Below are 12,292 nucleotides of genomic sequence, written 5' to 3'. Positions count from 1 at the left end.
TCCCTAGTATTCGTCGTCATCTCTCGATTTCGTATCTGTTTGGCATTGCTCCATGACACCCGTTATTCGGCTTTCAACGTGGGCGCCTTCGCCCGCGAGCGCAGTACCGCGTTATGGGGCACCGGTTCGGGGCACGGGAAGGAAAATACGTGCGCGGGATTGTTGATCATCGGCACGGGTTCGCCCTGCTCGTCGAGGAATCCGCCTTCGGGCACGGTATAGGCCAGCGGCGGCTTGCCCGGCAGCAAAAATTCGATGTGCTGACCGGCTTCGATTTTGTTGCGGCTCATCACCGTCACACGCCCGCCGTCATCAGGATTCCACGACAACACTTCACCCACTACCAGCCATGACCGGCAATAGCTACTGCGGTCGGTGTTCTGCGATGCGCGATGCTCCGGATAGTAAAATCCGGTGCTGTATTCACGATGGGCGACCTTGTACGGCTCCTGCATCAGCCATTGCGGCAGACGAACCGGCTCAGGAGCCGGCGACGACGGCGTATCGGGGACGACGGCAGCCTCACCCAGCAACGGTTCGTCTCCCTCAGCCCTCCGCACCCGGTCGATGAACGGGCGCAACGACTCTCCCGAAGCACCTTCAAAACCACGCTGCACCATGTATTCGTTCACCGCCGTCTTGTAGGCATTGGTCATGGCCGCGATATAGTACGCGCTTTTGGCCCGTCCCTCGATTTTCAAACTGGACGCCCCAGCATCGATAAGTTCGTCGAGATGCTCCAACATGCACATGTCCTGCGAATTGAAAATATACGTGCCTTCGCTGGTTTCCTCCAACGGGAACACTTGTCCGGGACGTTTCTCCTCCACCAGCGAATACTTCCACCGGCAGGGCTGCGCACATTCACCATGATTGCCATCGCGCCCCGTCAGATAGTTGGAGATAAGGCACCGGCCGGAAAACGCCATGCACATCGAACCGTGCACGAAACATTCCACATCCATATCCGCGGGAATATTCGCCCGAATATCGCGCACGGCCTGCAAATCCAACTCGCGCGCCAGCACCACGCGTCGGGCTCCCAACTCATACAAGGCGTTGGCCGCACCATAATTGGTAACGCCTGCCTGCGTGGATACATGCAATTCCAAATTCGGCGCGATACGCCGCGCCATCATCAGCACACCGATATCCGTGACGATCAACGCGTCCACGCCGGTGTCTTTGAGCTGCCCCACATATTCGCGCAAGGGTTCCACTTCATCGTTGCGCGGCAAGATATTGCAGGTCACATACACGCGAGCCCCACGCTCATGCGCATACCGCGCGCCCTGCTCGAATTCCTCGAGACTGAAATTACGCGGCGCCGACCGCATACCAAACGACTTGCCTCCGCAATACACCGCGTCGGCTCCGAAGTCCACCGCGGTTTGCAATCCACGCAAGTTGCCGGCCGGCGCCAGCACTTCCGGCTTGGCGCGACGCTTCATACCATCTTCCATATGCACGTCACACAGTGTAGCGGTTGGTCGCGCCACCGGAATGAGCAATCAGCCGAGCTTTGCCAACTCCTCATCAGTGAGTTCGAGTTCGCCGGCATGCAGGCTGTCGCAAATCGTTTCCGGACGATGGGCACCGGGAATGACGAACACGTGATCGCCCTTGGCCAACTCCCACGCCAACACAACCTGCTGATAGCTCACGCCATGCGCCGCGGCGACCTCACGGAACGGGTCGAACTTCGTCTCGTCCTTGGCGCGACGATAGCCGCCCAGCGGGCTCCAGCACACGAAGGCGATGCCCAGCTTCCCGCAATATTCCAACGTATCCTGCGTATCCAGATAAATCGGAGAATACTGGTTCTGCACGGCCACCAGCTTGTCGCCCAAAATGCCGCGGGCAATGTCGATCTGCTCGATGGAAGCGTTGGAAATGCCGGCTTCCTTCGCCACGCCCTCGTCCAGCAGCTGCTTGATGGCTTCGACGGACTCGTTGTACGCCACCTTCGGGTCGGGACGGTGGAAGTACAGCAGGTCGATAGCATCCACGCCGAGCGCCAGCGCGCTCTGCTTGGCGTTCTTGATCAGGGTTTCCGGACGCCCGTCGACATCCCACGTCGGCACGCCATCGGTGAAATTACGGAAATGGCCGACCTTCGTGGCGACCACGACTTCGTTCTTCGGCCCTTTCCACGAAGCCATGGCCTCGCGCACCAGCTTCTCGCCGGTCTGCTCCTCGCCGCCGGAGCAGTAATACGACCATGCGGTATCGATGTGACGGCAGCCCGCATCCAGCGCGGCATGAATCGTCTCGATGCCCTTGTCATGGCCAAGGTTGTTTTCCAAAGTCAACGGCATTTCACCCAAGCCGACCGCCGTAGTGGTGGCCGAACCCAACGTACGCATCAACGTCATTGCTGTCCTTTCGTCAAACGCATGGGAGCGCCGATTCGACGCCGCCCGTCGTATGCCCCGCATACGACCGCCATTATTGGTGCGCTACCAGCATAGCGCCGTATCGCATTGCGGCGCGACACAACGCCGCCCAGCCGTTCGACGCAACGAACAAGCCCGCCCGGCGTATGACACCAGACGGGCTTGTTCATTCGACTACATGGCCGATGCACGCAGCCATCCTAGGCTATGCGCATCGGCCTGTCGATCAGTCCTCGAACGGATCGAAGTCACGACGCACGCGGCGGCGCGGACGCTCGGCGCGTTCCTCGCGGGTCGCGCGATACTCGTCGTAATCATCGTCCGCTACATAGCGCGGGTTGCGATCCTCGCGGCGGCGCGGACGATCATCGTAATCACGCTCATCGCGCTCTTCGCGGCGACGACGCGGGCGATCGTCATAGTCACGGTCATCACGATCATCGCGGTCGTCACGGCGGCGACGCGGACGATCGTCATAATCGCGGTCATCGCGTTCACGACGGCGACGCGGACGATCATCGCGATCGAAATCACGATCGTCACGCTCACGACGGCCTCGACCACCACGACGGTCGTCACGCTCACGACGAGCCGGCGCCGAAGATTCCTGATCTTCAAAACCCGGGATCGCCAGCGAAATCTTGCCACGCTCGTCGACGCCCTGCACGATGACCTCGACGGTATCGCCTTCCTTGAGCACGTCTTCGACCGCGTCGATACGCTCGCCGTTGGCCAGGTTGCGCACCTGCGAAATGTGGAGCAGGCCATCGGTGCCCGGCGTCAGGTTGACGAACGCGCCGAAGCTAGTGGTCTTCACCACCTTGCCGCTATAGGTTTCGCCGGCTTCCGGCACATGCGGGTTGGCGATCTGGTCGATGATCTGCTTGGCCTTCTCCGCGCCTTCGCCGCCTTCGGAAGAGATATACACGGTACCGTCATCTTCGATGGCGATTTCCGCGCCGGTGTCTTCCTGGATCTGGTTGATCATCTTGCCCTTCGGGCCAATGACCTCGCCGATCTTATCGACCGGAACGCTGGTGGTGATGATACGCGGAGCATACGGGCTCATCTCGGCCGGGCCGTCGATGCACTCGTTGATGACTTCCAAAATCGTGGTACGGGCCTCCTTGGCCTGCTGCAACGCGGCGGCCAGCACGTCGGCCGGAATGCCGTCCAGCTTGGTGTCCAGCTGCAGAGCGGTCACGAATTCGCTGGTACCAGCGACCTTGAAGTCCATGTCGCCGAATGCATCTTCGGCGCCCAGAATATCGGTCAGCGTCTTGTAGATGTGCTGGCCGTCGACCTCTCCGGACACCAGGCCCATGGCGATGCCGGCAACGGGAGCCTTCAACGGCACGCCGGCCGCCAACAGCGACAGCGTGGAGGCGCACACCGAACCCATGGACGTCGAACCGTTGGAGCCGATTGCCTCGGACACCTGACGGATGGCGTACGGGAACTCTTCACGACCTGGCAGCACCGGCACCAAAGCCTTCTCCGCCAACGCACCGTGACCGATTTCACGACGCTTGGGCGAACCGACGCGGCCGGTTTCACCGGTCGAATACGGCGGCATCTCATAGTTATGCATGTAACGCTTGGACTGCGGACCGCTCAGCGCGTCGATCTGCTGCTCCATCTTGAGCATGTTCAGCGTGCTCACGCCCAGAATCTGCGTTTCGCCACGCTGGAACAGCGCCGAACCATGCACACGAGGCACAATGTCGACCTCGGCGCTCAGCGTACGGATGTCACGCAGGCCACGGCCATCGATGCGGTAATCCTGGGTCAGGATGCGGCGACGCACGATCTGACGCTGCAGCTCCTTGAACGCGTTGCCGATCTCCTTCTCTTTCTCGGCCTCGTCCATGTCGAGGAATTCACCGGCCAACGTATCTTTCACCGTCTGCTTGATGGCGTCGATACGATCCTGACGCGGCAGCTTCTCCGCGATGGAAAGCGCTTCGTTCAAATCAGCGTGCGCAATCTCGTCGATGCGGGCATACAGTTCGTCGGTGTACTCCGGGAACAGCTGGAATTCCTTGGTTTCCTTGGCGGCGATGCGCTTGAGCTCGTCCTGCGCTTCGCAAATGGTCTTGATGAACGGCTTGGCCGCTTCCAGACCGCCGGCGACGACTTCCTCGTCGGGCTTGGTCTGGCCCTCTTCGTAGATCAGCTGCCAGGCATTCTTGCCGGCACCGGCCTCGATCATGGCGATGGCCACGTCACCGTTATCAATCACACGACCGGCAACCACGATTTCAAATACCGCGCGGTCGCGCTCGCTCCAACGCGGGAACGCCACCCACTGGCCGTCGATCAACGCCAAACGCACACCGGAAACCGACCCGGAGAACGGCAAACCGGAAATCATGGTGGAAGCGGAAGCCGCGTTCAGTGCGATGACGTCATACGCATCTTCGGGGTTGAGCGCGAGCACCGTCTCCACGACCTGCACTTCGTTACGCAGGGTGTGCGGGAACAGCGGGCGCAGCGGACGGTCGATGATACGGCACGCTAGAATCGCTTCCGAGCTGGGGCGTCCCTCACGGCGGAAGAACGATCCGGGGATCTTACCGGCCGCGTACATCTTTTCTTCGACGTCCACGGTCAGCGGGAAGAAGTCATAATTTTCCTTCGGGCTGGAACCAGCCGTCGTGGTGGACAACACCATCGAGTCGTCGTCCAGGTATGCGGCGACCGCGCCATCAGCCTGCTGCGCGAGTCGACCGGTCTCAAAGCGCAGCGTGCGCTTGCCAAATGATCCATTGTCAATAACGGCCTCTACGGCCTTGATTTCGGGACCCTCCATAGGGTTCCTCCTTCGTTTCTTACTGCTATCTATCTAACTTCTAACCTTCATCGATACCGGCCCTTGCCGGCAGCTTCTTTTGCAGTTCGTGCGGCGTCCCGCCGCTGCTCCTCGTATCAGATTCCAGACTTCTTCGAACCCCACCCTGAGGTTCTTGCATTTCATCCCTTGCCAGAAAGCCGACATGCAAAAGCGCCCGAGCAGTCACCTGCTCGGGCGGAAGAATACTATCGGCGCAGACCCAGTCGCTCGATCAGGGAACGATAACGATTGATGTCCACACGCTTGAGGTAATCGAGCAGACGGCGGCGGTCACCAACCATCAGCAGCAGACCACGACGAGAGTGGTGATCGTGCTTGTGCTCCTTGAGGTGCTCGGTCAGGTCAGCGATGCGCTTGCTGAGCAACGCAACCTGAACCTCGGGAGAACCCGTGTCGCCCTCATGCGTCGCATAGGTCTTGATGATTTCCTGCTTCTGTTCAGCCGTCAAAGCCACGGCATCCTCCTTATATCGTTGCGCGGTGCCCTCGACCCCATGCCGAAAGCGCTCTCCATCCGCGGGCGAACTTACGCCAACTGGCAAGTCTATACGCAGGGGTGGCCAACCCATGCGATGTAGATGTTTCCGACGGCGCCCACATTGTAATCCGAGAATATCTACAGCTTGAATCCGACATTCATTCTGAATAAGAAAATCTTGAAGGCACAAAGCCGTTCAAGAGCTATGAAAAACAGGTGGAATTGCTTAGTCGCAGCAAACCGGAGCCATGAAACTTGCCCAGAAATGGAGCGGACGACGGGAATCGAACCCGCGTAATCAGTTTGGAAGACTGAGGCTCTACCATTGAGCTACGTCCGCGTGCACCAAGGTGCGTGTGCCATTATACACAACCCCACACCATTGGCACACTCAACGCGCCGCCAGCGCGTCGCGGCCGCACGGCCGGCAGCACATCACACTAATCCTGCAGCTCCTGGCCACTGCCATCGCGATGCCACGGGCTTCCGGGCTGCGAGCACAGAATCAGCACGCCTTCGACCAAGCCCCACACCGAAGAAACCAGCGGACCAACGATAACTACCCAGCCGACCAAGGTGAGCAGCAATTGCGCCACCGCCTTGCCGGTGTTGCCCAGATAAAAGTTATGCACGCCCAAGCTGCCCAACAGAATGCCGAGGATGCCGGCAATGATCTTTTGCTTGGGCGGCTTCATATAAGGCTGATAGCCGAACGCCGCGTTGGGCGCATACGGTTGCCCCTGAGGCTGACCGGCATACGGTTGCCCATAAGGTTGCTGCGGCTGACCATATACGGGCTGCGGCTGCGCCTGACCTTGCGGTTGACCATAGTGGGCGCCATACTGAGCACTTTGCGGTTGACCAGGCTGTCCATATGCAGGACTTTGCGGCTGGCCATACGACTGGCCTTGCGGTTGCCCCTGCGGCTGCCACGGCTGCTGAGGTGCCTGACCATATGTCGCCTGCTGCGGCGTCTGACCGTACGCCGACTGCTGACCTGCAATCGGCTGCTGCCCAAGAGCCGATTGCGAGCCATACGGCTGCTCGACATATGGCTGCTGATTGACCGGCTGCGACTAGCGCCCAGGCATGCCCTGTTCGGGATTCGGGAATGTTTCGCTCATGGCTCCACCCTACCATCCGCCAACTCACGCCGCGCTTACCGCCGGCAGCATAATGCCTACGCCATACGCGCCAGAATATCGCGGCCAATGCGTTCGGTACTGCGTTCGACGCCCTGATGCTCGGCGATATCCGCTTCCACGGCAGTTTCCACGCGCTCGGCAGCCGTGGCCAACCCCAAATGGCGCAGCATCATCGCCACCGAGAGAATGCCGCCCGTGGGATTGGCAATGCCCAATCCGGCAATGTCGGGAGCCGAACCATGAATCGGCTCGAACATGGAGGGATACTCGCCGGCAGCATTGATGCATCCAGACGCCGCATAACCAACGCCACCGACCACAGCGGCCGCCTCGTCAGTGAGAATGTCGCCGAAGAGGTTGTCCGTCACGACGACATCCAAACAGCCAGGGTCGTTGATTAGCAGCATGGTGGCGGCGTCGATATGCACATAATCGCAGTGGACTTGTGGAAAATCTTGCGCAACGTTATCCACAATACGCTTCCATAATCCACCGGCGTTGACCAGCACGTTGGTCTTATGCACCAAGGTCAGTTTGCGCCGCCTAGACAGGGCCAGCGCGAAAGCATAGCGCACCAGCCGTTCCACGCCGCGCGCCGTATTGACGGACACCTCCGTGGCGACTTCGGCGGCCGTCCCCCGTCCCACCGAACCGCCCGCACCGCAGTACAGCCCTTCCGTCCCCTCGCGCACCACCACAAAGTCGATCGGCCCATCATAGGCCAACGGCGAGCGCACACCCGCATATCGTTTGCACGGGCGCACATTCGCATACTGGTCAAAGCTGGTACGCAGTTTGAGCAGCAGTCCGCGTTCCAGGACGCCGGACGGCACGCGCGGATCGCCTACCGACCCCAAGAGTATCGCATCGACATGGCGCAATCGTTCCATCTCGTCGTCGGGCAGGATGGAGCCATCGCGCAGATACCGCTCCGCGCCCAGGTCATAGGTTTCGCAGATCATGCGAGCCTGTCCGGCCACCGCCGCATGCAGCACCTGCTGGGCGATGGGGGTGATTTCCTTGCCGATACCGTCTCCGGGAATGACGGCGATGTGATACTCCGTTGTGCTATCGCTCATATCACACGACCATAGCGATATCGTCAATCCACCGCATCAAATGACCATATGCCGGACAGTGTCCATATATCGGTCACACAAGGCGATTCACCGAACCATGCGTCGCCCTTGGCGAACACCACACCAAAGGCTTCACCTCGGCACAGCCCATCACATCCAGACACCACGCATTCTCATACGACATCTGCTCCCACTGCCGATACCGTCCCGATGTGCCGCCATGACCGGCCTCCACCTCGATATGCGCCACCGCATCGACGCCGGCCGCCTGCAATCGAGCCAGCCACTTCAACGGTTCGGCTACCAGCACGCGGGTATCGTTCAACGACGACGTGACGAAGATCTTCGGGAATGCCCGCGAAGCAGACCACGCATCCGCAGAATCCCGTCCACCCGCAGCATCATCCGGCACGTTCTCATAGGGCGTGTACGACTTCATATAGCGATACACCTGCTCATCATGGAGCGGATCGCCCCACTCATCCCATTCCGTCACTGTCAATGGCAATGACGGATCCAATATGGTGTTCAGCGCATCCACGAACGGCACGTCCGCCTCGATGCCGGCAAAGCATTCGGGCGCCATATTCGCCACGGCACCCATCAGCAGCCCACCGGCCGAACCGCCGTTGGCTACCGTGCGCGCGGCATCGGCAAAACCGATCCGCTGCACGGCGCGCACCACATCCACAAAGTCCTCGAACGTATGGCGTTTACGCAAACGCCTGCCCTGCTCATACCAAGCACGCCCCATCTCGCCACCACCGCGAATATGCGGCACAACATAGAGCACACCCCTATCCAACATGCTCAAGCGAGCCACCGAGAACCCCGGATCGGAACTGATCTCATACGCGCCGTAGCCGGTGACGAACATCGGCGCGGCAACCGGCCGCGTCTCATCCGCCAACGGATATCCGGAATGCCACACCAACGACACCGGAATGGACTCGCCGTCGCGGGCACGCACCCACAACCGGCGCTCACGATACGCGCGGGCATCAAAACCGCCCAACACGCGGCTGCGCTTCAACAAGACGTCACGCCCTGTCGCCGGATCCAACTCGCGCAGCTCCCCCGGGCGCGTATAGCTCGAAAACGCATAGCGCATGCCTGGCGCATCATAGGAAGGATTGCCGCTGGTGCCAATCGAATACAGTCGACGAACAGGCTCCAACACCACACCGTCGAACGCCGTGCCGTCTGGCGAGATGCCATCACATGCATCAGTGCTTGTATCAGCCCCCGCTCCCGCGCCCGCGCTTGCGCCATTATCCCAATCATCGGCCAATGCGGGAGGCGCCACCTGGACGAAATGCCACGGTTCGCCGGAGAGAAAATCACGCGCTGCCTGTTCCTTCGTCATCACCGCGATATGTGGCAACGACTGCGCTCGATACCGTAGCACCACAAAATGCCGATGCAATGCGATGCCTTCGATGGCCAATCCACCAAGCCCACGCAATAACGCTGGATTGGTTTGGCAATCATACGGTTCTCCGACAGCGCGATGGCTTGCCCCCGCTTCCACAGCATCTCCCAGTTCGCATCCATACGGCGAGCCTTGCGCGATGCACACTCCCTCACCCAGCCGGTACGGTGGCTTATGAGAACGCATGTCAATCACATCAATCACGAAGTTGGGATTGGTGGCGTTGTGGAACACTACAGCCACAGGAATATCCCCACCCTGTTCATCGGCACCTTCAAAACAGGCAAAGCTCACATCGTATTCAATGCCCTCTTGTCTCGCGATAAACGGCTTGAACTCGCCGGTCGGCGTATCGACCGGCAGCATCAATACCTCACTGGTGGTTTTAGACCCAGTTCCGATCACCACCATACGCTCGTCGAAACTCAAACCAACACCCACCCAGAAGCGTTCATCATCCTCGCGGAACACTTCCACATCATCGGCAACCGGCGTGCCCACGCGATGCCGACGCACCGCATACGGCCGCCAGGCATCATCCAGTACCACGTAAAACACCCAGGAAGCGTCCGGAGTGAAACAGGCACCGCCGATACCTGCAAAGCGCTCCGGCAGTTCCTGCCCGGTATGCAGGTCACGAATACGGAAATCATAACGTTCGTCCCCGTTTGCATCCACGCCATACAGCAGCCAACGCCCGTCGACGCTGACGTCCATGCCACCGATGCGGAAAAAATCATGCCCCTGCGCCTCGGCATTGGTATCGAAGACGATTCCCTCACCAGGAGCACTGCCCGGCACGCCTTGCGGGTCGATCTGCGGCGGATCCCAATCATCCTCGCCACGGATGGGCATACGGCACTGGATTCCATACTGCTGGCCTTCGCGCGTGCGGGTGAAATACCAGTAGCCGTCCATCCGCACCGGCACGGACATGTCGGTTTCCTCAATACGCGAACTCAATTCGGCGAACAATGTGCTGCGCAACCCCGCCAAATGCTTCATACGTGCGTCACCGTAGGCATTCTGCGCATCCACATATGCGCGCACGCGGGTGTCATCCTTACGTGACAACCATGCGTATTCATCAAGCACGGTATCACCATGCACAATACGCTTATGCGGTTCGCGCGCCGCCACGGGCGCCTTCAAAGTTTCGCTCATGGAGGCGATTATACGGCGCGACCTTCCGCTCGCCTCGCATTCGCCACGTATTGGCGCAGATACGGCAGCATGGTGTTCATGAGATTGCGGCCCGTAGTGCCCGTGAACACCGGCACATCGGTCACCGGTACCGGCTGGGTCATCGACACTCCGGTCATGGAACTCAGCGCCGATGATTCGCGTGGACTGAGCTGACGAATGCCGATGGCAATCACACGCCCCGGATACCGTTTGGCAATGGTGGCATATGTCGTGGGATCCTTTTGCCCGTCGTCACCGATCAGCACGAACTTCATATCGGGAAAATCAGCCATCAGCTGCTCGGCAAACTCCAGCTTATGCTGCACGCCGGAAGGAATGAAGGTCTTGGGGCGCGGATCGAGATCACGCAATAATAACGGTCCCTCCGGATACCCGTGGTCGGCAATGAAATGACGAATCGAGCTCTCCACATTCCACGGCGACGTCGATAGATAGAAAAACGGTGCGTCCGGCAGCACATCGGCCAAGCGGTTGAATAGGACGTTCATGCCGGGCACCGGCGCGCGCTTCTTCGGGTTGAGCAGCAGCAGATTGTACGCGGCCTTCCACACGCTTGGCGCTTGGGTGACCATAATCGTGTCATCCACGTCGGAAATCACGCCGATACGTGCCGACGAAGCAATGGTAAACAGGTTCGCCCCTACCGCCTTGCGCTGCTGGGTCAGATATGACACCCGATGAATGCCCGGTGACAGCTGATGTTCCGCCACCAAATCCAAATAGCCAGCTGTGTCGGATACCGTGTACTCGCTGCTGCGATTGCGGGTCGGATCGACCTCGTCATAGACTTCCGACACCCCCACCTGCACAGTGCGCAATGGCACACCATCAATCGCCACACGCACCTCACGATGGGGAGCCGGCACCAACGCCATGCCCCGGATACCACGTGTCAAAGTGCCGGACTGTCCGCGTGACGGCGCATATACCGTGCGGCACACCAGCCGCGAATACGCTTCCGTACCATAGCCCACGTACGGTTCGACGCGCGGATACCAGCCAAGCTCACGCACCACATGCGTGGAACACCTCACCCATAACGAAAATAGGCGGGTGATCAAATGCCGGGTAAACTGCACTGCCGGAGGTTTGGTTTCGATGCGTTCATGACGGGATGCACGGTCGAAGGTGGACACTACCTTGCGGGCAGGAATCGGCACGGTAGGGATATCGTCGGCGGTCAGACAGCCCTCGCCATCCAACTCGCCCAGCTTGTCATTCTCGATCGCTGCCATGATGACGCACCATTCATCCTATTATTGGATGGCTGCCGCGTAGCCATCGGCATCCAGTAAATCCGGCTCGTCATCATCTATAGCGATTTTCAACATCCACCCCTCGCCGTAGGGGTCCTGCACGATAACTGACGGATCATCCTCCAACGCATGGTTGATATAGCGCACCACGCCACTGACCGGACTAATCAATGGCTCGACGCCATTACCGGTTTCCAACTCGACAATCTCGTCGCCAGCACGAACCTCGTCGCCCTCCTGCGGCAACGTGACCCCTGACAACTCGCCAAGCCTGACCGTAGCGTGTTCCGTCATGCCTATGACGGCAAGTTCCTCACCCATACTGACCCACACATGGTCTTCGGTATACAACAAATGATCAGGAACTGCCAAATTCATACGGTGTTCGTCGGTTGCTTCGCTCATATATCCAGCCTAGCGCACAGACACGTCAGCCAACAAGCGCA

At 59.6% G+C, this 12,292-nt stretch carries 10 protein-coding genes and 1 tRNA gene; 1 reads left to right on the top strand and 10 read right to left on the bottom strand.

All coding sequences use genetic code 11. The features are described 5' to 3' along the window. Positions 1-62 precede the first annotated feature (62 nt). The 6 genes from AC1AWK_RS01160 to AC1AWK_RS01135 form a co-directional block, all read right to left on the bottom strand. The gene (locus AC1AWK_RS01160) at positions 63-1,451 is read right to left on the bottom strand and encodes a peptidase U32 family protein (protein WP_476569501.1); all 1,389 of its coding nucleotides are present in this window, start codon (positions 1,449-1,451) and stop codon (positions 63-65) included. 60 nt (positions 1,452-1,511) lie between these two features. Beyond that, positions 1,512-2,375: an aldo/keto reductase gene (locus AC1AWK_RS01155; protein WP_476567487.1), complete on the bottom strand. Its 864-nt coding sequence runs from the start codon at positions 2,373-2,375 to the stop codon at positions 1,512-1,514. Between the two features lie 247 nt (positions 2,376-2,622). Beyond that, a complete protein-coding gene (locus tag AC1AWK_RS01150; protein WP_476567486.1) occupies positions 2,623-5,208 on the bottom strand; it encodes a polyribonucleotide nucleotidyltransferase in 2,586 nt (861 codons plus the stop codon). Positions 5,209-5,435: 227 nt separating this feature from the next. Beyond that, positions 5,436-5,705, bottom strand: a complete 270-nt coding sequence (rpsO, locus tag AC1AWK_RS01145) for a 30S ribosomal protein S15 (RefSeq protein ID WP_476567485.1) — start codon at positions 5,703-5,705, stop codon at positions 5,436-5,438. 289 nt (positions 5,706-5,994) lie between these two features. Continuing rightward, positions 5,995-6,068: transfer RNA gene (locus AC1AWK_RS01140), tRNA-Gly, on the bottom strand. 100 nt (positions 6,069-6,168) lie between these two features. Then, positions 6,169-6,423: a TM2 domain-containing protein gene (locus AC1AWK_RS01135; protein WP_476567484.1), complete on the bottom strand. Its 255-nt coding sequence runs from the start codon at positions 6,421-6,423 to the stop codon at positions 6,169-6,171. A 179-nt stretch (positions 6,424-6,602) separates the two neighbouring features. Between AC1AWK_RS01135 and AC1AWK_RS01130 the strand changes: the two genes are divergently transcribed. Continuing rightward, a complete protein-coding gene (locus tag AC1AWK_RS01130) occupies positions 6,603-6,794 on the top strand; it encodes a hypothetical protein (protein WP_476567483.1) in 192 nt (63 codons plus the stop codon). Between the two features lie 114 nt (positions 6,795-6,908). On the opposite strand, the gene AC1AWK_RS01125 is transcribed toward AC1AWK_RS01130, so the two are convergent. From AC1AWK_RS01125 to AC1AWK_RS01110, 4 genes are all read right to left on the bottom strand, one after another. Then, entirely contained in the window at positions 6,909-7,952 is a 1,044-nt protein-coding gene (locus AC1AWK_RS01125; RefSeq protein ID WP_476567482.1) for a 3-isopropylmalate dehydrogenase, read from the bottom strand. Between the two features lie 73 nt (positions 7,953-8,025). Beyond that, entirely contained in the window at positions 8,026-10,548 is a 2,523-nt protein-coding gene (locus AC1AWK_RS01120) for a S9 family peptidase (RefSeq protein ID WP_476567481.1), read from the bottom strand. An 8-nt stretch (positions 10,549-10,556) separates the two neighbouring features. Continuing rightward, on the bottom strand, positions 10,557-11,825 hold the full coding sequence (locus tag AC1AWK_RS01115) for an App1 family protein (protein WP_476567480.1): 1,269 nt from the start codon (positions 11,823-11,825) through the stop codon (positions 10,557-10,559). A gap of 21 nt (positions 11,826-11,846) precedes the next feature. Next, complete coding sequence (locus tag AC1AWK_RS01110; protein ID WP_476567479.1) at positions 11,847-12,251, bottom strand: glycine cleavage system protein H; 405 nt, start codon at positions 12,249-12,251, stop codon at positions 11,847-11,849. Between the last annotated feature and the right edge of the window lie 41 nt (positions 12,252-12,292).

Source organism: Bifidobacterium sp. LH_491 (assembly GCF_056356495.1).
The sequence above is the reverse complement of the archived record's forward strand: the minus strand, read 5'-3'. Positions and strand labels throughout refer to the sequence as shown.

Excerpts from the sequence above, each read along its gene's own strand:
- AC1AWK_RS01160 (WP_476569501.1), bottom strand. The coding sequence starts at position 1,451 with ATGAAGCGTCGCGCCAAGCCGGAAGTGCTGGCGCCGGCCGGCAACTTG.
- AC1AWK_RS01155 (WP_476567487.1), bottom strand. The coding sequence starts at position 2,375 with ATGACGTTGATGCGTACGTTGGGTTCGGCCACCACTACGGCGGTCGGC.
- AC1AWK_RS01150 (WP_476567486.1), bottom strand. The coding sequence starts at position 5,208 with ATGGAGGGTCCCGAAATCAAGGCCGTAGAGGCCGTTATTGACAATGGA.
- AC1AWK_RS01135 (WP_476567484.1), bottom strand. The coding sequence starts at position 6,423 with ATGAAGCCGCCCAAGCAAAAGATCATTGCCGGCATCCTCGGCATTCTG.
- AC1AWK_RS01130 (WP_476567483.1), top strand. The coding sequence starts at position 6,603 with ATGCAGGACTTTGCGGCTGGCCATACGACTGGCCTTGCGGTTGCCCCT.
- AC1AWK_RS01125 (WP_476567482.1), bottom strand. The coding sequence starts at position 7,952 with ATGAGCGATAGCACAACGGAGTATCACATCGCCGTCATTCCCGGAGAC.
- AC1AWK_RS01120 (WP_476567481.1), bottom strand. The coding sequence starts at position 10,548 with ATGAGCGAAACTTTGAAGGCGCCCGTGGCGGCGCGCGAACCGCATAAG.
- AC1AWK_RS01115 (WP_476567480.1), bottom strand. The coding sequence starts at position 11,825 with ATGGCAGCGATCGAGAATGACAAGCTGGGCGAGTTGGATGGCGAGGGC.
- AC1AWK_RS01110 (WP_476567479.1), bottom strand. The coding sequence starts at position 12,251 with ATGAGCGAAGCAACCGACGAACACCGTATGAATTTGGCAGTTCCTGAT.